General features: G+C 72.7%; 17 protein-coding genes. 16 read left to right on the top strand and 1 reads right to left on the bottom strand.

Going from position 1 to position 23,248, the window contains the following annotated elements; genetic code table 11:
* Positions 1-88 precede the first annotated feature (88 nt).
* A complete protein-coding gene (locus tag D7318_RS08820; protein ID WP_183091335.1) occupies positions 89-1,087 on the bottom strand; it encodes a hypothetical protein in 999 nt (332 codons plus the stop codon).
* Positions 1,088-1,216: 129 nt separating this feature from the next.
* Here D7318_RS08820 and D7318_RS08815 point away from each other — a divergent pair, with 129 nt between their 5' ends.
* The 16 genes from D7318_RS08815 to rpmA all read left to right on the top strand — a co-directional run bounded on the left by D7318_RS08815 (position 1,217) and on the right by rpmA (position 23,137).
* Positions 1,217-3,847 carry a valine--tRNA ligase gene (locus D7318_RS08815; RefSeq protein WP_120696310.1) on the top strand — a complete coding sequence of 877 codons (2,631 nt, stop codon included), beginning with the start codon at positions 1,217-1,219 and terminating at the stop codon, positions 3,845-3,847.
* A 31-nt stretch (positions 3,848-3,878) separates the two neighbouring features.
* Positions 3,879-5,399 (top strand): bifunctional tetrahydrofolate synthase/dihydrofolate synthase, encoded by a 1,521-nt coding sequence (folC, locus tag D7318_RS08810; RefSeq protein ID WP_120696309.1) that lies wholly within the window; start codon positions 3,879-3,881, stop codon positions 5,397-5,399.
* Entirely contained in the window at positions 5,399-5,755 is a 357-nt protein-coding gene (locus D7318_RS08805; protein WP_120696308.1) for a DUF4233 domain-containing protein, read from the top strand. Before folC ends, D7318_RS08805 begins: the two co-directional genes overlap by 1 nt.
* 88 nt (positions 5,756-5,843) lie before the next feature.
* A complete protein-coding gene (ndk, locus tag D7318_RS08800; protein ID WP_120696307.1) occupies positions 5,844-6,257 on the top strand; it encodes a nucleoside-diphosphate kinase in 414 nt (137 codons plus the stop codon).
* A gap of 331 nt (positions 6,258-6,588) precedes the next feature.
* Positions 6,589-7,608: a rod shape-determining protein gene (locus D7318_RS08795; RefSeq protein ID WP_120696306.1), complete on the top strand. Its 1,020-nt coding sequence runs from the start codon at positions 6,589-6,591 to the stop codon at positions 7,606-7,608.
* A gap of 82 nt (positions 7,609-7,690) precedes the next feature.
* Positions 7,691-8,722 (top strand): rod shape-determining protein MreC, encoded by a 1,032-nt coding sequence (mreC, locus tag D7318_RS08790; protein WP_120696305.1) that lies wholly within the window; start codon positions 7,691-7,693, stop codon positions 8,720-8,722.
* A gap of 3 nt (positions 8,723-8,725) precedes the next feature.
* Positions 8,726-9,436, top strand: a complete 711-nt coding sequence (mreD, locus tag D7318_RS08785) for a rod shape-determining protein MreD (RefSeq protein WP_120696304.1) — start codon at positions 8,726-8,728, stop codon at positions 9,434-9,436.
* Positions 9,433-11,844, top strand: a complete 2,412-nt coding sequence (gene mrdA, locus D7318_RS08780; protein ID WP_120696303.1) for a penicillin-binding protein 2 — start codon at positions 9,433-9,435, stop codon at positions 11,842-11,844. The genes mreD and mrdA overlap by 4 nt, the downstream gene beginning before the upstream one ends.
* Positions 11,845-11,884: 40 nt before the next feature.
* Entirely contained in the window at positions 11,885-13,075 is a 1,191-nt protein-coding gene (locus D7318_RS08775; protein ID WP_120696302.1) for an FtsW/RodA/SpoVE family cell cycle protein, read from the top strand.
* A gap of 83 nt (positions 13,076-13,158) precedes the next feature.
* Positions 13,159-14,643 carry a CYTH and CHAD domain-containing protein gene (locus tag D7318_RS08770; RefSeq protein ID WP_120696301.1) on the top strand — a complete coding sequence of 495 codons (1,485 nt, stop codon included), beginning with the start codon at positions 13,159-13,161 and terminating at the stop codon, positions 14,641-14,643.
* Positions 14,644-14,714: 71 nt separating this feature from the next.
* Positions 14,715-16,667: a TIGR03960 family B12-binding radical SAM protein gene (locus D7318_RS08765; protein ID WP_120696300.1), complete on the top strand. Its 1,953-nt coding sequence runs from the start codon at positions 14,715-14,717 to the stop codon at positions 16,665-16,667.
* 126 nt (positions 16,668-16,793) lie between these two features.
* A complete protein-coding gene (locus D7318_RS08760) occupies positions 16,794-17,339 on the top strand; it encodes a GNAT family N-acetyltransferase (protein ID WP_120696299.1) in 546 nt (181 codons plus the stop codon).
* A 107-nt stretch (positions 17,340-17,446) separates the two neighbouring features.
* Complete coding sequence (locus tag D7318_RS08755; RefSeq protein ID WP_120696298.1) at positions 17,447-18,241, top strand: TIGR03936 family radical SAM-associated protein; 795 nt, start codon at positions 17,447-17,449, stop codon at positions 18,239-18,241.
* Between the two features lie 197 nt (positions 18,242-18,438).
* The gene (locus D7318_RS08750; RefSeq protein WP_230423539.1) at positions 18,439-22,299 is read left to right on the top strand and encodes an Rne/Rng family ribonuclease; all 3,861 of its coding nucleotides are present in this window, start codon (positions 18,439-18,441) and stop codon (positions 22,297-22,299) included.
* Positions 22,300-22,527: 228 nt separating this feature from the next.
* Entirely contained in the window at positions 22,528-22,851 is a 324-nt protein-coding gene (gene rplU / locus D7318_RS08745; RefSeq protein ID WP_113685176.1) for a 50S ribosomal protein L21, read from the top strand.
* 25 nt (positions 22,852-22,876) lie between these two features.
* Complete coding sequence (rpmA, locus tag D7318_RS08740) at positions 22,877-23,137, top strand: 50S ribosomal protein L27 (RefSeq protein WP_120696297.1); 261 nt, start codon at positions 22,877-22,879, stop codon at positions 23,135-23,137.
* Positions 23,138-23,248: the final 111 nt, after the last annotated feature.

The following is a 23,248-nucleotide window of genomic DNA, read 5'->3' as shown; positions in this document are numbered from 1 at the left end:
ACGCCCGTTCTGCTCCTCGGGGCCCGTCACGCGGAGCATCTCCCGGGGCCCGTACGGGGTTTGCGGCCGGTTCGCGGCCGGTTCGCGGTCAGCCGAAGACCTCGCCCGACGCGCCGCCCTGGTCGAGGCTCGGCCCGGGGATCTCGATGTCGGGGAGCTCCTCCTCGTAGCTGCCCGAGCCACCCGAGTCGTTCTCGCCCCACGGGAGTTCGACGACGCCGTCGTCCGAGCTCCCGCCGGAGTCCCCCGAGTCGCCCTCCCCACCGGGGAGTTGGCGCTCGCCGCCCGAGTCGCCGCCCGGCACCTCCTGGAGCACCGCCTCGCGCACCTGGGCGGCGAAGTCGGCGCCCGCGTCGATGGACAGGCCCTCCTCGACCTGGTCGCTCTCGCCGCCGGTGTTCCGGTCGACCAGCACGAACGCGAACGTGTCGAAGTCCGCCCACGCGCACAGCGGAGCCGTCGACGTGTAGCCGGGCACGGGCTCGACGACCTCGAGCAGCTGGCACTTCATGACGGCGTTGTCGAGCCCTTCGGGCGACACCGACTCGACGCTCCCGGTCAGTTGTGTCGTGCCGCCCTCGGTGAACGTGCCCGCCCCCGAGGAGAAGAAGAGGTCCACCGCCTCCTCGGGGGCATCGACCGTGCCGTACATCCCCGCGTACTGGATGCCCCCGACGACGCCTGGCTCGGTCGGGCCCGCGGAGCGGTACATCCCGCCCGCCTCGCCCTCGCGCTCGACGCCCAGGTCCGAGGCGTCCGACTCCGAGAACGCCTCCGGGATCTCGACCATGAAGGACAGGTCGGCGATGGTCTCGGGCGCGGTCAGGACGTACTTCTTGCCGTCGTCCGAGACGCCGCCGTCGTCGTCCCCGCCGAGGGTGAGGAAGAGGCCGCCGCCGACCACGGCCACCGCGACCAGCACGCCGATGACGAGCGGGCCGTTCTTCTTCCGCGCGGGCGGGTGGCCGCCGGGCGGGCCGTAGGGCGGCTGCCCCGGGTATGCCCCGGGCGGCGGCGGTCCCGGCGGCGGTCCCGGCGGCGGTCCTGGCGGCGGGGGGCCGTAGGGGCCGGGCTGCTGATGACTCATGGAAGGTTCCCCCTGGGAATGCTGAGGCCATGTGGCCCGCCGATCCTCGTGGCGCCGGGGGAACGCGTCAAAGCCGACCGTGCGGAATCCGATTCGAAGTTGAGACATCCCGCCTCGTAGACTTGCGCCGTGACCCAGAACACCCAGCCGCCCGGCACGACCGGGCCCGCAAGCGCCCCCGCCGATCTGCCGACGCAGTACACGCCGGCCGATGTAGAGGGGAAGCTGTACGAGCGCTGGGTGGAGCGCGGGTATTTCGCGGCGCACGCGAAAAGCGACAAAGAGCCGTACACGATCGTCATCCCCCCGCCGAACGTCACGGGCAGCCTGCACCTCGGCCACGCCTTCGAGCACACGCTGATCGACGCCCTCACGCGCCGCAAGCGCATGCAGGGGTACGAGACGCTGTGGCAGCCCGGCATGGACCACGCGGGCATCGCCACGCAGAACGTCGTGGAGCGCGAGCTCGCCAAGGAGGGCAAGTCCCGGCACGACCTGGGCCGCGAGGCGTTCGTCGAGCGGGTCTGGCGCTGGAAGGCCGACTCGGGCGGCCAGATCTCGGGGCAGATGCGGCGCCTCGGCGACGGCGTCGACTGGTCGCGTGAGCGCTTCACGATGGACGAGGGCCTCTCGCGCGCCGTCCGCACGATCTTCAAACGGCTGCACGACGACGGCCTGATCTACCGCGCCGAGCGCATCATCAACTGGTGTCCGCGCTGCCTGACCGCCATCTCCGACATCGAGGTCGAGTACCAGGAGGACGACGGCGAGCTGGTCTCCATCCGGTACGGCGACGGCGAGGACTCGCTCGTCGTCGCGACGACCCGGGCCGAGACGATGCTGGGCGACACCGCCGTCGCGGTCCACCCCGACGACCCCCGTTACGCGCACCTGGTCGGCCGCGAGATCAAGCTGCCGCTGACCGACCGCACGATCCCGGTCGTCGCCGACCCGCACGTCGACCCGGAGTTCGGCACGGGCGCGGTCAAGGTCACCCCGGCCCACGACCCCAACGACTTCGAGATCGGCCGCCGTCACGGGCTGCCGCAGCTCACGATCATGGACGAGCACGCGGCGATCACGGTCCATGGGCCGTTCCTGGGACTTGACCGCCTGGAGGCGCGCTCCGCCATCGTGGGCGCGCTGCGCGCCGAGGGGCGCGTCGTCGACGAGAAGCGCCCCTACCGGCACTCCGTGGGCCACTGCTCGCGCTGCAAGACCACCGTCGAGCCCCGGCTCTCCATGCAGTGGTGGGTCAAGGTCGACCCGCTGGCCAGGGCGGCGGGCGACGCGGTCCGCGAGGGCCGCGTCACCATCCACCCCAAGGACATGGCGTCGCGGTACTTCGAGTGGGTCGACCACATGCACGACTGGTGCATCTCGCGCCAGCTGTGGTGGGGCCACCGCATCCCCGTCTGGCACGGGCCCGATGGCGAGACCGTGTGCGTCGGCCCCGACGAGGAGCCGCCCTCGGGTGAGGGCTGGCACCAGGAGACCGACGTCCTCGACACGTGGTTCTCCTCGGCGCTGTGGCCGTTCTCCACGCTGGGCTGGCCGGAGAAGACCGAGAGCCTCGCGACGTTCTACCCCAACTCCACGCTGGTCACCGGGTACGACATCCTCTTCTTCTGGGTCGTCAGGATGATGATGTTCGGCACCTACGCGATGGACGGCGTCCCCCCGTTCCGCACGGTCGCGCTGCACGGCATGGTCCGCGACCAGTTCGGCAAGAAGATGTCCAAGTCCTTCGGGAACGCGGTCGATCCGCTCGACTGGATGGACACCTACGGCTCCGACGCGGTCCGTTTCACGCTGGCCCGTGGCGCCAACCCCGGCGTCGACGTCCCGATCGGCGAGGACTGGGTCCAGGCCTCCCGGAACTTCGCGAACAAGATCTGGAACGCCACCCGCTTCGCCCTGCTCAACGGCGCGACCGTCGAAGGCCCTCTGCCGTCCGCCGACGAGCTGTCCCCGGCCGACCGTTGGATCCTCTCCCGGCTCGGCGCGGTGGTCGCCGAGGTCGACGCCTACTACGAGGACTACCAGTTCGCCAAGCTGAGCGACGCGCTCTTCCACTTCGCGTGGGACGAGGTCTTCGACTGGTACGTCGAGCTGAGCAAGACGACGTTCGCCGCGGGCGGGCCGCCCGCCGACGCGGCCCGCAGGGTCCTCGGCGAGGTCCTCGACACGACGCTGCGCCTGCTGCACCCGGTCGTCCCTTTTGTCACCGATGAGCTGTGGACGACGCTCACGGGCGGCGAGTCCGTCGTCGTCGCCGCGTGGCCCACCGACCCGGGCTTCCGCGACGCCGACGCCGAGCGGGAGATCGAGGCCGTCAAGCAGCTGGTCACCGAGGTCCGCAGGTTCCGCGCCGACCAGGGCCTCCAGCCGGGCCAGCGGGTCCCCGCCTCGCTCGACCTGTCGGGCAGCGGCCTGGCGGCGCACGAGGAGGCCGTTCGCGCCCTGCTGCGCCTCACCGCGCCGGGCGAGGGCTTCTCCGCAACGGCCACGCTGCCCGTCGGCGGCGCGACGGTCGCGCTCGACCTCTCGGGCGCCATCGACTACGAGGCGGAGCGCAAGCGGCTGACCAAGGACCTGGCAGCCGCCGAGAAGGAGCTGGCCCAGACCGGCGCCAAGCTCGGGAACGACAGCTTCGTCGCCAAGGCGCCCGACCACGTCGTGGCGAAGATCAGGACCCGCCAGGAGACCGCGCGGGCCGACATCGAGCGGATCACGGCGCAGCTGGCCAGGCTCCCGTAGCGGTGTCAGGGGGCGTCCGTAGACTGGCCGTGTGAGTGAGCAGACGGCACCCGGCGCCCCCGACCCCGGCGATCCCTTCGAGGAGATCGTCGCCGCGGAGAGCGACCGCGACCCCGATCTCGCCGTGATCGAGGCGGGCAGCCGCACCCTGCGTACCCAGGCGGGGCCCGCGCGGTCGTCGGACCTGCCGGCCAGGCCCGACGACCCCGAGACCGACCGCGCGCTGCGCGAGGTGGAGGCCGAGCTGGCCAAGCGCTGGCCCGAGACCAAGCTCGACCCCTCGGTGGTCCGCATCGAGGCCCTGATGGACGTGCTGGGCCAGCCGCAGCGTTCCTACCCCGCGATCCACATCACAGGGACGAACGGCAAGACCAGCACGGCCCGCATGATCGAGGCGCTGCTCGAGGGATTCGACCTGCGCACGGGGCGGTTCGCCAGCCCGCACGTCCAGTCGATCACCGAGCGCATCAGCGTGGACGGCGCGCCGATCCCCGCCGACCGCTTCGTCGCCGCGTACGAGGACATCAGGCCCTATCTCGACCTGGTGGACGAGCAGCAGGGGTACCGCCTGTCGTTCTTCGAGGTGCTCACGGGCATGGCGTACGCGGTGTTCGCCGACGCCCCCGTGGACGTCGCCGTGGTCGAGGTCGGCATGGGCGGCACATGGGACGCGACGAACGTCGTGGACGCCCAGGTCGCGGTCCTCACCCCCATCGCCCTCGACCACACCGACCGGCTCGGCGACACGCCCGAGGCGATCGCCGTCGAGAAGGCCGGGATCATCAAGGCCGACTCCCGCGTGGTGCTCGCCCAGCAGACCGTCGAGGCCGCCGCCGTGGTGCTGCGCCGCGCGGTCGAGGTGGACGCGACGGTCGCGCGCGAGGGCCTCGAGTTCGGCGTGCTCTCCCGCGAGGTGGCGGTCGGCGGCCAGATGCTGACGCTGCGCGGGCTCGGCGGCGAGTACTCCGAGGTGTTCCTGCCGCTGTACGGCGAGCACATGGCGCACAACGCCGCGGTGGCGCTCGCCGCGGTCGAGGCGTTCTTCGGGGTGGGCGAGAGCAGACCCGCGGCCCCGCTCGACGTCGACGTGGTGCGGGCGGCGTTCGCCTCCGTCACCTCGCCCGCGCGCCTCGAAGTGGTGCGCACCAGCCCGACGGTGCTGCTCGACGCCGCGCACAACCCCGCGGGCGCCAGGGCCACCGCGGCGGCCGTCACCGAGGCGTTCGGCTTCAGCAGGCTCATCGGCGTGGTGGGCGCGAGCGAGGGCAAGGACGTGCGGGGCCTGCTCGAGGCGTTCGAGCCGGTCATCGGCGAGGTCGTCATCACGCGGAACGCCAGCCATCGCGCCATGGACGCCGACGCGCTGGCCGCCGTGGCCGTCGAGGTGTTCGGCGAGGACCGGGTCGTCGTCGAGCCGCGCCTCGACGACGCCATCGACGCGGCGATCGCCCTGGCCGAGGAGGAGCACGAGTACGGCGGGGCCGGGGTGCTGGTCACCGGCTCGGTCATCACGGCGGGCGAGGCCCGGCTGCTGCTGAGGAGGGGCGCCTGATGCGCACGCTGTGCTCCGCCACGCTGGTCGGCGAGTTCATCGTGATCGGCCTGGCCGGGCTGGTCGCGATGCGGACGTCGGACGTGCCGAGCGGCACGCTGTGGGCCGTCAGCGGGACGGCGATGGTCCTGTCGCTGCTGCTGTGCGGCATGGTCGGCAGACCCGGCGGCGTGCAGCTCGGCTGGGTGCTCCAGGCGGGCCTGGTCGCCAGCGGCTTCGTCATCCCCGCGATGTTCCTGCTCGGCACCGCGTTCGCCGCGCTGTGGTGGGCCTCGGTGCACTACGGGCGCGTCGTCGACCAGCTCAAGGCGGCCCGCGCCGCGGCGGGAAGCGGCGCCGGGGCACCCGTGCGCTGACCGCCGTCGCCGCACCGGTAATCTCTCCCTGGCGTCCCACGCCCCCTTATTCCCTTGGTTTTCGAGGTTCTTCGAGGAGCCGCCTGATATGAGCCAGCGCACCCTTGTCCTTCTGAAGCCGGACGCGGTCGCCAGGGGGTTGATCGGTGAGATCGTCGGCCGGATCGAGCGGAAGGCGGGCTGGGCCATCACCGCGCTCGAGCTGCGCACCCTGGACCGGGCCACGCTGGAGACGCATTACGCCGAGCACGTCGGGCGGCCGTTCTACGAGCCGCTGATCGAGTTCATGTCCGGGGCGCCGAGCGTGGTGATGGTGGTCGAGGGCGAGCGGGTCGTCGAAGGGGTGCGCGCGCTGGCGGGGCCGACCGATCCGATCGCGGCCGCGCCCGGGTCCATCCGCGGCGACTTCGGCACCGTGGTCAGGGAGAATCTGATCCATGCCTCCGACTCCGACGAGTCGGCCGAGCGCGAGCTGAAGATCTTCTTTCCCGGCGGCGCCTGACCCGCGGCCGTGCCGCGTGAGGTGCCCCCGCGGGGGGCGCGGAGAGTTCGCCTGAATGCAGTCTTCTGTTCGCACCCGTACAGTCGAACGGCGGAACGCGTTCCCCGAACACGCCGTCACCATGATGGAGGGTGGGCCACGTTCCGCCGACAATGGCGAAAGCGGCGCTCCGGCGCTCCGTGTTCGACCGGCCGTGGATACGATGGCATCGACGCCACCTCATTCCCGCTCCCGCGGGGACCCGTAAGGCGCGTCGTTCATCGCACCCCTGCCGACCTCCCGCACAAATCGCTCCAGCTGGAAGGCCAGATGTATCCCTATGGCGAACAATATGTCGTTCATCGGCCGTGACATGGCAGTCGACCTCGGGACGGCCAACACGCTGGTGTACGTCAGAGGTCGAGGGATTGTCCTCAACGAACCGTCGGTCGTCGCGATCAACACCAATACGGGCAACATCCTCGCGGTCGGCGCCGACGCGAAGAAGATGATCGGCCGCACCCCGGGCAACATCGTGGCGGTGCGCCCGCTGAAGGACGGCGTCATCGCCGACTTCGAGATCACCGAGCGGATGCTCCGCTACTTCATCCTGAAGATCCACAAGCGGCGTTACCTCGCCCGCCCCCGGGTCGTGGTGTGTGTTCCCTCCGGTATCACGGGCGTTGAGCGCCGTGCCGTGATCGAGGCGTCCACGCAGGCGGGCGCGCGTCAGGTGCACATCATCGAGGAGCCGATGGCCGCGGCGATCGGCTCGGGTCTCCCGGTGCACGAGGCGACCGGGAACATGGTGGTCGACATCGGCGGTGGCACGACGGAGGTCGCGGTCATCTCGCTCGGCGGCATCGTGACCGCGCAGTCGATCCGCGTCGCGGGCGACGAGCTCGACAACGCGATCATCCAGCACATCAAGAAGGAGTACAGCCTCCTGCTGGGCGAGCGCACCGCGGAGAGCATCAAGATCACGATCGGCTCGGCCCACGAGATGGACCAGGACGAGCACACCGAGATCCGCGGCCGCGACCTGGTCAGCGGCCTGCCCAAGACGGTGGTCATCTCGTCGGCCGAGGTGCGCAAGGCCATGGAGGAGCCGGTCAACGCCATCGTGGACGCCGTCAAGACCACGTTGGACAAGTGCCCGCCCGAGCTGTCGGGTGACATCATGGACCGCGGCATCGTGCTCACCGGCGGCGGCGCCCTGTTGCGCGGCCTCGACGAGCGGCTCCGCAAGGAGACGGGCATGCCGATCCACATCGCCGAGGACCCGTTGGACTCGGTCGCCCTGGGCTCGGGCAAGTGCGTCGAGGAGTTCGAGGCGCTCCAGCAGGTCCTGGACGCCCAGCCCCGGCGGTAGCTCCCGCGGCCCGCCCAGGGACCGATCCGCCCGCGGATCGTCAGCCCAGTGATCCACGACCAGAAAGGCACGGCCGCCGCACGTGAGGGACACCCGAGAGAGCCGGCTGCTTCTCGTACTGCTGGTCTCCATCGCCTTCGCCCTGATCACGATGGACATCCGCAGCGGCGAGAACTCCCCGCTCGACGGCGCGCGCGAGGCAGCCGCCTCGGTCTTCGGCCCGGTCGAGGAGGGCGTCGCCGGCGCGGTCGACCCCGTCGCCAACGCCATCTCGGCCGTCCGCGAGTCCGGCGACCGGCACGACCGCGTCAGCGAGTTGGAGCGGGAGAACGCGGAGTTGCGCCAGCAGTTGGGCAGCGACGCGCACCGCGATTCGCGGATAGAGCAGCTGGACGACCTGCTGCGCACGTCGGGCGCGGGGCGCTACGGCATCGTGGGGGCGCAGGTCATCGCGATCGGGTCCAAGCAGGGCTTCTCCTGGACCGTCACGATCGACGCGGGCACGGACGACGGCATCACGCGCGACATGACCGTGCTCAACGGCGAGGGCCTGGTGGGCCGCGTCACCACGGTCGGCCCCGGCACCGCGACCGTTCTGCTCGCCAACGACCCCGACTTCACGGTCGGCACGCGCCTCGAGGACAGCGAGGAGCTGGGCTTCGCCACGGGCCGCGGGGACAACACCCTGGATGTGCAGCTGCTCAACCAGAAGGCGGAGGTGGAGGAGGGCGACCGCCTCGTCACCTTCGGCTCCGAGGAGAACCGCCCGTTCGTGCCCGGCGTTCCCGTGGGCGAGGTGGTGAGCGTGGACCGTTCCAACGGGGACCTCACCAGGACCGTCCAGGTGCGCCCCTATGTGGCGTTCACCCAGCTCGACCTCGTCGGCGTGGTGGTGGAGCCGCCGCGCGACAACCCCCGCGACAGCGTGCTGCCGCCGCGGCCCGAGGACGAGGCGCGGGACGAGCGTGAGGAGCGCGAGGGGCGGAACGAACAGTCGGAGAACGCCGTCGAAGAGAACGACGGGGAAGAGAACGCCGGTACGGACGTGGACGGAGGCACCGAGGAAGGCGCCGACGCAGCGGACGCCGACGACGACCCGGCCACCAGGAGCTGACCGATGCGCGTCTCCCGTACCCTGCTCGCCACCCTGCTCGTGGCCGTGGCGCTCGTCGTCCAGGTCAGCGTGCTGGCCAGACTCCAACTGCCGGGCGCCACGCCCGATCTGCTGCTGCTGACGGTGCTGGGCCTCGCCCTGGTCTACGGCCATGTCGGCGGCTGCCTCGTGGGGTTCATCGCGGGGCTGCTCGCCGACCTCGCGCCCCCTGCCGACCACGCGGTGGGCCGTTACGCCCTGGTGCTGTGCGTCGTCGGCTACGCCGCCGGGCTGACCAAGCCCGAGAGCGGGCAGCACCGTTCGGCCACCGTGCCCATGCTGGTCGTGGCCGCGGGCGCGGCCAGCTCGACGCTGCTGTACGCGGGCGTGGGGGCGCTCGTCGGGGACACCGCGGCGCGCGACGTCGGCCTGACCAACCTGCTGGTGACCGCGACGATCTACGACCTGCTGCTCGCGCCGTTCACCGTGCCGCTCGTGATGGCCATGGCGCGCCGCCTCGAGAGCGACCCGCTCACCGGGGACGGCCCCGGCGGCTCGGCGGGCCTCGACGCCCCCGTGAGCTGGCTCGGCCGCGGGGGCACGGGCCTGCGCACACGCGCCCCCCGGCGCACGCGGTACGGCAGGGCGTCGAGCGTCGGTGGCCCGCGTTCCACGCTGCTCAGCCGCTCGGCGCGCAACCGGGTGGGAAGGATCAAGGGAGTGAAGCGGCTGTGACCAACATCCCGGAGACCGGACGGACTTCGCGGATCACCATCCGGCTCGTCGTCATCCAGATACTGGTCTTCTCGCTGCTGCTCACGCTGGGCGGGCGGCTGTGGTTCCTCCAGATCAGACAGGGCGACGAGTTCGCCGCCGAGGCCGCGGGCAACCATGTGCAGCAGGCCGTGCAGCCCGCCGTGCGCGGCTCGATCCTGGACGCGCGCGGCGTGCCGATCGCCGACAACGAGACGCGGCTCGTCGTCTCGGCCGACCGCACCGAGCTGAGCCGCCTGCCCGACGACGGCGAGCGCGTGCTCGCCGACCTGGCCGAGCTGCTCGACATCCCCGTCGAGGACGTCACCCACCAGGTGCGGCTGTGCGACGCGGAGACGCCGCAGCCGTGCTGGAACGGTTCGCCTTATCAGCCGATCCCCATCACCGACGAGGCGACGACGCAGCAGGCGCTCCAGATCCGCGAGCGCGCCGAGGACTTCCCCGGGATCAGCGCGGAGCTGACGGCGGTGCGGCGTTACCCCTCGCCGGACGGCGCCAACACCGCGCAGGTGCTCGGCTATCTCTCGCCGGTCACCGACGAGGAGGTCGAGCAGACGGAGGAGACGGACGCCCCGCTGCTGCGCTCCGACCAGATCGGCCGCTCCGGGCTCGAACGCAGCTACGACAGCTATCTGCGCGGCGACGCGGGCGTCACCCGTTACGAGGTGGACAAGTTCGGTCGCGTGCTGGGCGAGTCCGAAAGCGAAGAGGCGGAGGCCGGCTCGAACCTGGTCACCTCGATCGACACCCGCGTCCAGGCCGTGGTGGAGAGCGAGCTGATCGGCGCCATGGAGGCCGCCCGCGCCACCCACGACCCCATCTCGGGCCGGAACTTCGAGGCCGACGCGGGCTCCGCCGTCGTGCTGGAGAACGACACGGGCCGCGTGGTCGCGATGGCCTCGGCCCCCGACTACGACCCCAACGTGTGGGTCGGCGGCATCGCGACCGACGACTACGCCGCGCTGACCGACGAGGACGCCAACGACCCTCTGCTCAATCGCGCGATCCAGGGCCAGGGCCCGCCGGGATCGACGTTCAAGGTGGTCACGAGCACCGCGGCCGTCAACGCGGGCTTCGACTTCGACGGCGGCTACAACTGCCCCTCGTCCTACGAGGTCGGCGGCCAGGTCTTCCGCAACTTCGAGTCCCAGGCGTATGGCTCGATCACCCTGGGCGACGCCCTCAGGGTCTCCTGCAACACGGTGTTCTACGGCATCGCCCACCGCGAGTGGCGCGCCGACGGCGGCATCGACCCCAAGGAGAACCCCGACGACTGGCTGTTCCGCACCGCGCACGACTTCGGCCTCGGCGAGCAGACCGGGATCGACCTGCCCAACGAGGCGCCGGGCCGCATCCCCGACCGCCAGTGGAAGCAGGAGTACTGGGAGCTCAACCGCGACAACTGGTGCGAGATCGCCGAGACCGACCGCGACGACTACGAGGCCAGGATCGCGCGCGAGAACTGCACCGAGGGCATGCAGATGCGCGCGGGTGACATGCTCAACTTCTCCATCGGCCAGGGCGACGTGCTGGTCACCCCCCTCCAACTGGCCAGCGTCTACGCGGCGTTGGGCAATGGCGGCACCATCTACACGCCGCAGGTCGGCCGGGCCGTGATCAGCGCGGACGGCCGCGAGGTCGAGGAGTTCGCGCCGGCGGAGGCGGGCCGCCTGCCCGCCGACGACGGCACGGTCGAGAACCTGCGCAACGCCACCGCGAGCGTCATCACGTCCGGCAGCGCCGACTGGAAGTTCGGCGGCTGGCCGCAGAACGAGATCACCCTGCGCGGCAAGACCGGTACCGCCGAGGCGTCGGGCGACCAGCAGACCACGTCGTGGCTCGCGACCTACACCGACGACTACACCGTCGTCATGACGATCAACCAGGCCGGTACCGGCTCAGGCGCCTCGGGTGACGCGGTCCGCCGCATCTGGGAGGCCATGTACGGCGTCTCGGGCGGCTCGGTCAACGAGGACGCCGCGCTGCTGTCCGAGCCCCACCGCGACCTGCCGGTGATCGACGAGACCGGCGCCATCGTTCCCCAGCTGGGGGACGAGGAGGACGAGGACCGCGGCGAGGGCGAGGAAGGCCGCGAGGAGGGCGAGGACGAGGGCACCCAGCCCGAGACCCAGCTCGAGGAGGAGGTGGCGCCGCCGTTCGACGAGGAGGAACGCGACGAGCAGCGGCGCGAGCGCGAGCAGCGCGACCGCGAGGCCCGCCCGACCATGCCCCCGCCCCCGCCACCCACCCCCGAGCGCTCCGACGAGCAGGAGGAACGGGCGGAACGCGAGGAGGAGGGCGGCGGGAACGACCCGCCCGACCCCGGCGGGACCGAGCAGGAGGGGCGGCGCGAGCCGCTCGACGAGTGAGTGACCACGGCGGCGACGGCGGGACGGACGGAACACCCCGGTGAGTGTGCACACCCTGAGCCTTGACCGGCACGCGCCGCGCAAGGGCACGTTGCGCAGGATCGTGGCCAGGGACTCCGTGGCCCGGCGGGTGGACTGGATCCTCCTGCTCGCCGCCCTGGCGCTCTCGGTCCTCGGCTCGGTGCTCGCGTGGTCCGCCACCAGGAACCGCACCGAGATCAACGGCGGCGACGAGCAGTTCTTCCTGACCCGCCAGCTGATCAACCTCGCGGTGGGCATCGCTCTCGCGGTCGGCGTGATGTGGCTCGGCCACCAGCGGCTGCGGGCCGCGGTGCCGCTGTTCTTCGCGTTCTCGATGGCGGCGATGCTGCTGGTGTTCACGCCGCTGGGCACCACGATCAACGGCCAGCGCGCGTGGCTGTCCGTCGGCGGGTACACGCTCCAGCCGGGCGAGTTCGCCAAGGTGGCCGTCATCCTCGGGATGGCGCTCATACTCGCGGCCCAGGTGGACGCGGGCGACCGCGGCTACCCCGGCAGCAGGGCCGTTCTCCAGGCGCTCGCCCTGGCCGGCGCGCCGCTCGCGGTGGTCGTCATCGACGACCTGGGGATGGCGATGGTCATCTCCATGATCGTCCTCGGCATCCTCCTGGCCTCGGGCGCGGCGATCGGCTGGTCGATCGGCCTGATCCTGGCGGGCGTCGGCGCGGCCGTGCTGGTCTGGGCGCTCGGGCTGCTCGACGACTACCAGATCGACCGCTTCGCCGCGTTCGCCGACCCGTCGAGGGACCCGGCGGGCGTCGGCTACAACACCAACCAGGCCCGGATCGCGATAGGTTCGGGCGGGCTCGACGGCAAGGGCCTCTTCCAGGGCACCCAGACGACGGGGCAGTTCGTCCCCGAGCAGCACACCGACTTCATCTTCACCGTGGCGGGCGAGGAGCTCGGCTTCATCGGCGCCGGGGGCATCATCGCGCTGATCGGCGTGGTCCTGTGGCGCGCTCTGCGGATCGCGCGCGGCGCGCCCGACCTGTACAGCACGATCATCGCGGCGGGAATCGTCTCGTGGTTCGCGTTCCAGTGCTTCGAGAACATCGGGATGGCGCTGGGGATCATGCCGGTCGCGGGCGTTCCGCTGCCGTTCCTCTCCTACGGGGGCACCGCGATGTTCGCGGTCTGGATCGCCATAGGGCTCCTCCAGTCGGTCAGGATGAAACGTCCGCTTTCCGCCTGAGTGCCGCCCGCCCGCCGGAATGTCCGCCCCGATCCCGGGCACGCGTCCCCTTGAGCACGGACACCCAGGGTGGGCGATGACGGATGGACACGATCACCGAGACCGAGCGGACGTACGAGGCCGTGGCGCCGCTGCCCGAGCTGTCGGGAGCCGGGCCCGTCACATCGGTGCGCGAGCGCGCGCCGCTCTCGCTGCGCGCGGTCTACTACGACACCGATGACGGCCGCCTCGTCGGCGACGGCATCACGCTGCGCCGCAGGACCGGCGGCGCGGACGACGGCTGGCACCTCAAGGTGCCGGTGGGGCGCGACGCCCGCGAGGAGATCAGGGCGCCCCTGGACGACGCGCCGCCCGACGCCCCGCCCGAGCCGCCAGGCGAGCTGCTCGCGCTGGTGCGCTCCCGCGTGCGCCGGCGCCCGCTGCTGCCCGTGGTCACGCTGGAGACCGAACGCGCCCCGCGCGACCTGCTGGACGCCGGGGGCGCCGTGCTGGCCGAGCTGGTCGTCGACCGGGTCACCGCGCGGTCGCTCGGGCGTGCGGCGCGCTGGTCCGAGGTCGAGGTGGAGCTGGCGGCGGCGGGCGGCACGGAGGTCCTCGACGCGGTCGAGGCCCGGCTCACCGAGGCCGGGCTGCGCGTCTCGGACGCGCCGTCCAAGCTGGCCAGGGCGCTGGCCGAGACGGGCGTCGCCCACCCGCGCCCCGCGCGCGCCGACGGGCCCGAGGACGACAGCGCGGGGGCGCATGTACTGGCGTACGCCAGGCGCCAGTTGCGCGCGATCGTCGAGCTCGACCCCGCCGTGCGCCGTTCGCGCCCCGACGCGGTGCACCGGATGCGGGTGGCGATCCGGCGGCTGCGCAGCTGCCTGCGGACCCAGCGCGAGGTGCTCGACCGCGCGGTGACCCGGCCGCTCGACGACGAGCTCGGATGGCTCGCCGCGGGCCTCGGCGTCGAGCGCGACCGCGAGGTGATGGCCGAACGGCTGGCCGCGCGCCTGGGCGAGCTGCCGCGTGACCTGCGCGTCGGCCCGGTCGCGCGGCGCCTCGACGCGCACTTCAGCCCGGGGCGGGCGCGCGGCGCGGTCGCGGCGCTGCTCGACGAGGAGCGCTGTCTCGCCCTGCTCGACGCCCTCGACGGGCTGCTCGCCGCGCCGCCGCTGCGCAAGGGCGCGGCCAAGCCCGCGCGCAAGGCGCTGGCGCGCTCGGTGGCCAGGGAGCGCGAACGCCTTGACGCGCGCGTCGCGGACGCAGCTGCGGCGCCCGAGGGAAGCGAGCGCGACGTCGCGCTGCACCGGGCGCGGAAGGCGGCGAAGCGGGCGCGTTACGCCGCGGAGACGGCCAGGAGCGCGTGCGGCGGGGCGGCCGATCGGGAGCGGGTGGCGTTCCGGCGCGTGCAGCGCGTGCTCGGCGACCACCAGGACAGCGTGCTGGCCCGTGAGGCGCTCATGGCGATCGCGGGGGAGGCGCACGCGGCGGGGGAGCCGTCGTTCAGCTACGGGGTGATGCACGCGCGGGAGACGGAGCTGGCCCACGCCTGCGTCCGGCGTCTGAGGGAAGTGCGGGTAGGCTGAATGGTCCCGTCCGGGCCCGCCAGGGCCGGGCCGAGCAGCTTCCCGCAGCCCAGCAGGAAAGACGTAAGCCCATGCCTGTCGAGTCGGTCTTCCCGCGCCTGGAGGCCCTCCTCCCGCACGTCCAGAAGCCGATCCAGTACGTCGGCGGCGAGCTCAACTCCACGGTGAAGGACTGGGATTCGTGTGACGTCCGCTGGGCGCTGATGTACCCGGACGCGTACGAGGTGGGCCTGCCGAACCAGGGCGTCATGATCCTGTACGAGGTGCTCAACGAGCGCGAGGGCGTCCTCGCCGAGCGCACCTACAGCGTCTGGCCCGACCTGGAGAAGCTGATGCGCGAGCACGGCGTGCCCCAGTTCACGGTGGACGCGCACCGGCCCGTGGCGGCGTTCGACCTGTTCGGCGTCTCGTTCTCCACGGAGCTCGGCTACACCAACCTGCTGACCGCGCTCGACCTCGCGGGCATCCCGCTCGACGCGGCGGCGCGCACGGTGGACCACCCGGTGGTGGTGGCGGGCGGGCACGCGGCGTTCAACCCCGAGCCGATCGCCGAGTTCATCGACTGCGCGGTCGTGGGCGACGGCGAGCAGGCGGTGCTCGAGATCACGCGCATCACGCGCGAGTGGAAGGACGAGGGGCGGCCAGGGGGCCGTGAGGAGCTGCTGCTGCGGCTCGCGCGTACGGGCGGGGTGTACGTTCCGGCGTTCTACGACGTGGAGTACCTGCCGGACGGGCGGATCGCGCGCGTCGCGCCGAACCGCCCCAGGGTGCCGTGGCGCGTCGCCAAGCACACGGTGATGGACCTCGACGCGTGGCCGTACCCGAAGCAGCCGCTCGTGCCGCTGGCCGAGACGGTGCACGAGCGGATGTCGGTGGAGATCTTCCGCGGCTGCACGCGCGGCTGCCGGTTCTGCCAGGCGGGCATGATCACGCGCCCGGTGCGCGAGCGGTCGATCACGGGCATCGGCGAGATGGTCGACAAGGGCCTGGCCGCCACGGGCTTCGAGGAGGTCGGCCTGCTCTCGCTGTCCTCGGCCGATCACAGCGAGATCGGGGACATCACCAAGGGCCTCGCGGATCGCTACGAAGAGGACAAGATCGGTCTGTCGTTGCCCTCGACCCGGGTGGACGCGTTCAACATCGATCTGGCCAACGAGCTGACGCGCAACGGGCGGCGCTCGGGCCTGACGTTCGCGCCCGAGGGCGGCAGCGAGCGGATCCGCAAGGTGATCAACAAGATGGTCTCCGAGGAGGACCTGATCCGCACGGTCGCCACCGCGTACGGCAACGGCTGGCGGCAGGTGAAGCTGTACTTCATGTGCGGCCTGCCCACGGAGACCGACGACGACGTGCTCCAGATCGCCGAGCTGGCCACCAGGGTGATCGCCAAGGGCCGCGAGGTCTCCGGGTCCAACGACATCCGCTGCACCGTCTCCATCGGCGGCTTCGTGCCCAAGCCGCACACGCCGTTCCAGTGGGCGCCGCAGCTCTCGGCCGAGGAGACCGACGCGCGCCTGGCGAAGCTGCGCGACGCGATCCGCGCGGACAAGCGCTACGGGCGTTCGATCGGCTTCAGGTACCACGACGGCAAGCCCGGCATCGTCGAGGGTCTGCTGTCGCGCGGCGACCGGCGCGTGGGCGCGGTGATCCGCGCGGTGTACGAGGCGGGCGGGCGCTTCGACGGCTGGCGGGAGTTCTTCTCGTACGAGCAGTGGATGCGGTGCGCTGCGGCGGCGCTCGAGCCGCTGGGCGTGGACGTCGACTGGTACACGACGCGCGAGCGCGGCCACGAGGAGGTCCTGCCGTGGGACCACCTGGACTCGGGCCTCGACAAGGACTGGCTCTGGGACGACTGGCAGGACGCCCTGGACGAGACCGAGGTCGAGGACTGCCGCTGGACCCCGTGCTTCGACTGTGGGGTGTGTCCGCAGATGGGGACCTCCATCGAGATCGGGCCCACGGGGAAGAAGCTGCTGCCGCTGAGCGTGGTCAAAGCCGGTTCGCCCGGTGGGAACGGCGGCTGAGGCGGGCGAGGCCGCGCCGCCGCGGGGCCGGTGGCGGGGCAGGCGGGGAAGCGGCTGCAACCGCTCACCGCGGAGTAGGCCCAGGCCCGGGTTGCCCGGGTCACCGGGGCGGTGGAGGATGAGGCGGTGCCCCAGCTCGTCCTTCCCACCACCGAGGTCCACACCTCGTTCCTCGAGGCCGTCCACGAGTGGCGGGCCGAGGGCCGGGGCGGCGCGGCGGACAACACGACGCTCGCCCGCGACATGGAGGTCTACGGGCGCCGCTGGAACGACCCGGCGGCGTTCGCCGCCTACGTCAGGCGCACGATCGCCGACGGGCACGAGGCGTCACCGCGCCCGATGGGCTTCGTGCCCTCCACCGTGCTCTGGTATGTGACGGATCACACATTCATCGGCCGCCTCTCCATCCGCCACCGCCTGACCAGGCGCTTGCTCGACTGGGGCGGCATCATCGGCTACGACGTGCGCCCGTCCGCGCGCCGACGCGGACACGCGACGGCGATGCTGCGCGCGTCGCTGCCCTACGCCCACGAGCTGGGCCATGACCCGGTGCTCGTCACGTGCGACCACGACAACGTCGCCTCACGCAAGGTCATCGAGGCGTGCGGCGGGGTCTTCGAGGACCAGCGGGCGGAGAAGCTCCGTTACTGGATAGCCACGTCGGGCACGTAACCTGGAGTCAAGCAACGGCCCGCAGCAGGGCCACGGGGACAGCACGATCGAGGGACTGAGGACCACTGGGCAAGCGACAGCCGGTCGGCCCGCCGCCCGCTCCGGCGGTGCAGCGCATCAGGATGCGGTACACGAAGCGGGGGCGACTGCGTTTCACCAGCCACCGGGACTTCCAGCGCGCCTTCGAGCGCGCGCTGCGCCGCGCCGGGGTGCCGATGGCGTACTCCGCCGGCTTCACCCCGCACCCCAAGGTCTCCTACGCCAACGCGGCGCCCACCGGTACCGCCAGTGAAGCCGAGTACCTGGAGATCGCCCTGGCCGCGCGGCGTGACCCCGGCGAGCTGAGGGCCGCGCTCGACGCGTCGCTGCCCACCGGGCTCGACATCGTCGACGTGGTCGAGGCCCGCACCGCCGACTTCGCCGAGCGGCTGAACGCCTCGGTGTGGGAGCTGCGGCTCGACGGCGTCGAGCCCGAGGCGGCCGCGAAGGCGGTCGGGATGTTCCTCGCGGCCGACAGCGTCGAGGTGCGGCGCCAGACCAAGCGGGGGATGCGCGCGTTCGACGCCCGCTCCGCCGTGGTCGCGCTCGAGGCGGTCGCCGCACCCGCCGACCGGGGCGGGAGCGGGCCCGATGGGCCCGTGTCCCACCCTTGTGCGATACTGCGCCTGGTAGTACGGCACCTCACCCCTGCCGTACGACCCGACGACGTCCTGTCCGGTCTCCGCGCTACGGCCGACCTGGCGCCGCCGGTCCCCGCAGCGGTGACCAGGCTGGCGCAGGGGCCGCTCGATGAGTCCGGCACGGTGCCCGACCCGTTCGCGCCCGACCGCGACGCTGCCGAAGCCGCCCTGACCGGGGCCGCCGGGCAGCAGGCCGCGGCGGCGCCGGGGATCACCGGATAGCGATGCCGTTGCTGCGCCGCCGAACCGCCAGGTGCCAGGGAGCCACTCGGGTCCGGCAGTTCCGGGCGACGCGCCGACCAGAAGACTTTCGCCGTAGCCGGCCCACGCTGGACCGGAACCGGCGAGTGATACGACAGCTCCCGAGCGGCGCCCGCTCCGTGTGAGGCGCCCGGGAGCGTGACGGGAGAACCGCCCGCATGCAAGAGACCGACAAGTCCGTGGGAGCGGACGGTGCGGAACGCACCGACATCGCTGTCCCCCACGGGTCATCCGACCCCACAAGCCCCAACGACACCACGAGCCCGAGCGACACCACGAGCCCGAGCGACACGCTGCCCCCGCGCCGCCGCCGCGCGGCCTCCCGCCCGGCAGGGCCCCCGGCCCAGGCGGGCGAGGGCGTGAGCGCCGACGAGGCGCCCGCGGCGCCGAAGCGGCGCCGCGCCACCCGCGCGGCCGCCGCCACGACGGCGGAGGCCGAGGGCGTTCCCGAGCAGGCGACCGATGAGCCCGCGCCCAAGCGCAGGCGGCGTGTGACGCGTGTCGCGGCGGCGCCCGAGGCCGATGAGCTCGCCGCGACCGCCGACGCCGCCGCGGAGGAGGCGCAGCCGGAGCCCGAGCCGGTGCCGGTCAAGCGCCGCCGCCGCGCGACCCGTGCCGCCGCCGCGCCCGAGGCGGCCGAAGCGGCCGAGGAGGCGGCGGCCGAGGTCCCGGTGGCCGTGGCCCCCGTGGTCGACGAGCCCGCCGAGCCCGAGCCCGCGCCCAAGCGCAGGAGGCGCGCGACGCGCGCCGCGGCCGCCCCCGAGGCGGCGCCCGAGCCCGCTCCCGAGAAGATCGAGGAGATCGCCCCCGAGGAGATCCCCGAGGAGATCGAGGAGCCCGCGCCCAAGCGCAGGCGGCGCGCGACGCGCGCCGCGGCGGCCGCCGACGAGCAGCGGGAGACCGCGGAGGCCCCCGAGGCCCCCGAGACCCCCGTGAGCGCGCCCGAGGCCGATGAGCCCGCGCCCCCGAAGCGCCGCCGCCGCGCGACCCGCGCCGCCGCCGCGCCCGAGGCGGCCGAGGAGACCCCCGAGGCAGATGAGGCCGCGCCGCGGCGCCGTCGGCGTTCGACCGCCAAGGCGGCTCAGGCCGCCCAGGCCGCGCCCGAGCCCGAGGCCGCGCCCGTGCCCGCGGACACCGACGAGGCCGATGTGCCGCTGCCGCCCGCCGTTCCGGTGGCCACCACGGCCGCCGTTTTCCAGGCCCCGGTCTTCCAGGCGCCGATGTTCCAGACCCCGCAGCGGGCCGCCGAGGAGGCGGTGCGCGGGGCCGCCGAGCAGCAGGCCGACGAGGACGAGGAGGAGGAGCTCACCGACCTCGCCGACGTGGCCGAGGGCCCCGACGACGACGAGCTTCCCGAGGTCCCCGAGGCCGACGAGGACGAGGCGCAGGCCGACCGCCCCGCGCGGCGCCGCCGCCGCGGCGGCCGCAGGCGCAGGCGCGGCGAGACCGCGGAGCGCGCCGCCGAGGCCGCGGAGAAGGCCGCGGGCGATGAGGCCGAGGCCGAGGCCGACGAGGCCGCGGCGGACGAGGACCACGCCGAGGCCGAGCAGGCCGAACAGGCCGTGGTCGAGGCCGACGAGCAGGCCGAGGGCGCGGGCGGCTCCCGCCGCCGTCGGCGCCGCAGGAGGCGCAGCGGCGAGTCGGGCGAGGCGCCGTCGGGTGGCGACGACCCCGAGCGCACGGTCGTCAAGGTCCGCGAGCCGCGCCGCAGGCGTGAGGAGGCCACCGAGAGCGCGGACGGCGTTCAGTCGATCAAGGGCTCCACGCGCCTCGAGGCCAAGAAGCAGCGCCGCCGCGAGGGCCGTGAGCAGGGCAGGCGCCGGGCGCCGATCATCACCGAGGCGGAGTTCCTGGCGCGCCGCGAGGCGGTCGAGCGGGTCATGGTCGTCCGGCAGAGCGGCGAGCGCACGCAGATCGCCGTCCTCGAGGACGACGTCCTGGTCGAGCACTTCGTCAACAAGGAGCAGTCCTCCAGCTACGTCGGCAACGTCTATCTCGGCAAGGTGCAGAACGTCCTGCCGTCGATGGAGGCCGCGTTCGTCGACATCGGCAAGGGCCGCAACGCCGTCCTGTACGCCGGTGAGGTCAACTTCGAGGCGCTCGGCCTCGGGAACGGCCCCCGCCGCATCGAGTCGGCGCTCAAGTCGGGCCAGCCGGTGCTCGTGCAGGTCACCAAGGACCCCATCGGCCACAAGGGCGCCCGGCTGACCAGCCAGATCTCGCTCCCTGGGCGTTATCTCGTCTATGTCCCCGAGGGCTCGATGACCGGCATCAGCCGCAAGCTGCCCGACACCGAGCGGGCGCGGCTCAAGCAGGTGCTCAAGCGGATCGTCCCCGAGGACGCGGGCGTCATCGTGCGCACCGCGGCCGAGGGCGCGAGCGAGGAGGAGCTGACGCGCGACGTCGAGCGGCTCCAGGCGCAGTGGGAGGAGATCAGGAAGAAGGCCAAGAAGGGCAACGCCCCCTCGCTGCTGTACGGCGAGCCCGACATGACGGTCCGGGTGGTGCGGGACATCTTCAACGAGGACTTCACCAAGGTCATCGTCAGCGGCGACGAGGCGTGGGAGACCATCCACGGCTATGTCTCGCACGTGGCGCCCGACCTGGGGGGCCGCCTGTCGCGGTGGACGTCGGACGTGGACGTGTTCGCGACGTACCGCATCGACGAGCAGCTGATGAAGGCGCTCGACCGGAAGGTGTGGCTGCCGAGCGGTGGCTCGCTGGTCATCGACCGGACCGAGGCCATGGTCGTGATCGACGTCAACACCGGGCGTTTCACGGGCCAGGGCGGCAACCTGGAGGAGACCGTCACCAGGAACAACCTGGAGGCGGCCGAGGAGATCGTGCGCCAGCTGCGGCTGCGTGACCTCGGCGGGATCATCGTGATCGACTTCATCGACATGGTCCTGGAGTCCAACCGCGACCTGGTGCTGCGCAGGCTGCTCGAGTGCCTGGGCCGGGACCGCACCAAGCACCAGGTGGCCGAGGTCACGTCGCTCGGCCTGGTGCAGATGACCAGGAAGCGCGTGGGGCAGGGCCTGCTGGAGTCGTTCTCCGAGCCGTGCGTCCACTGCAACGGCCGCGGCGTGATCGTGCACATGGACCATGTGCACGTGCCCGCGGGTGGCGGGGGCGGCGGCCGGAAGGGCAGGAAGCGCGGCAAGGCGGCGGCCGAGGAGCCGAGGCAGCCGGTGGCGGTCGACATCGGTGAGACGGCGGAGGCCGAGGCCGTGGAGGCGGCGGCCGCCGAGGAGGAGGCGCTCGAGCCGGCCGAGGCCGTGGCGCCCGTCGAGGTGGTCGAGCCCGTGGAGGTCGTGGAGCCCGAGCCGGTGGCCGAGCTGGTCGCCGACGAGGCCGCGCCCGAACGCCCCCGGCGCAGGCGGCGCGTCACCCGCAAGGTGTCGGCTCCGGCCGGGCCGCCGCCCGCGGCCGCCGAGGAGGAGGCCGCGGTGACCGTGGTCCCGGCGCCCGAGCCCGCGGCCGAGCCCGTTCCCGAGGTTCCGGTGGAGCCCGCGGGCGAGGAGCCGCGCCCCGAGCCCGAGCCGCAACGGCCCAGGCGTGGCGCGCGCCGCAAGGTGTCCGCGCCCGCGGGCTCGCCCCGGAGCACGGCCGAGGAGCCCGCGGTGCTCGTCGTCGCCGCCGAGCCGGTGGAGGCCGCCGAGCCGGTGGCCGAGCCGGTCTCCGAGGCCCCGCCGCCCCGGCGCCGCGCGGTGCGCAGGGCGTCGGCCCCCGCCGGTTCGCCCGAGGGGGCGAGCGAGGCGGTCGTGACGGTCGTCACGGCCCCGCCCGCGAAGAAGGCGGCGAAGGCGGCGAAGAAGGCCGCGGCCAAGAAGGCGGCGAAGGCCCCGGCGAAGAAGGCGGCGGCCAAGAAGACCGCGGCGAAGAAGGCGGCCAAGACGGCCAAGACGGCGAAGGCCGCCAAGACCGTCAAGAAGGCCGCAGCCAAGAAGTCGGCCAAGACCACGGCGGCGGCCGAGCAGCCGCAGCCCCCGTCGGTCTCGGCGTCGACGGACGACTGAGCGGACGACTGAGCGGACGACTGAGCGGCACCGGAGGACAGGCGTCGGCAGGGCGGGAATTTGACCGCCTTGTCGGCGCCTCCGTATTGTTGACGATCGGCGTGTCACCTGACACGCCACGCCCCTGAGCAATCTTCCTCCCGTACCGCGCGGTTCCGCGCGGGGGAGAGGCCGGGCCTGCCCGTTGCTGGCATCAGGGGCCCGTCAGCGAGTGAGGGAGAGTTCCGCGTGTACGCGATCGTGCGCACCGGCGGCCGTCAGCAGAAGGTGTCTGTCGGCGACGTCATCGAGGTCGACCGGTTGTCCAGTGAGGTCGGCGACACCGTCGAGCTCTCGGCCCTGCTCGTCGTGGACGGCGAGACCGTCACCAGCGACCCGTGGGTGCTGGCCGGGGTGAAGGTCCAGGCCGAGGTTCTCGACCACCACAAGGGCGACAAGATCCGCATCCAGAAGTTCAAGAACAAGACGGGCTACCGCCGGCGGATGGGCCACCGCCAGCTGCACACCCAGCTGAAGATCACCGACATTCCCGCCCCGGCCGCGTCGAAGTAGCCTCGAAGTAAGGGACTGAGCACAGATGGCACACAAGAAGGGCGCGTCCTCCACCCGGAACGGCCGCGACTCCAACCCCCAGTACCTCGGCGTCAAGCGCTTCGGCGGCCAGCTGGTGAACGCCGGCGAGATCCTGGTCCGCCAGCGCGGCACCCACTTCCACCCCGGCAAGGGCGTCGGCCGTGGCGGCGACGACACGCTGTTCGCCCTGCGCCCCGGGCACGTGCAGTTCGGCACGTACCGGGACCGCAAGGTCGTGAACATCGTTCCGGCCGCCGCGGAGTAAGCGCGCGGCACTGCCGAGGGCGGACCGTCTTCCCGCGCCGGGAAGCCGGTCCGCCCTTCGCTTGTTCACCCCCAGACCCCTCTCGAAGAACCCCAGTACAGGAGTGACCGT

The sequence above is a fragment of the Streptomyces radicis genome, assembly GCF_003626575.1.
GTDB lineage: Bacteria > Actinomycetota > Actinomycetes > Streptomycetales > Streptomycetaceae > Streptomyces > Streptomyces radicis.
Note: the sequence above shows the minus strand (reverse complement) of the source record. Positions and strands in the feature narration are given on the sequence as shown.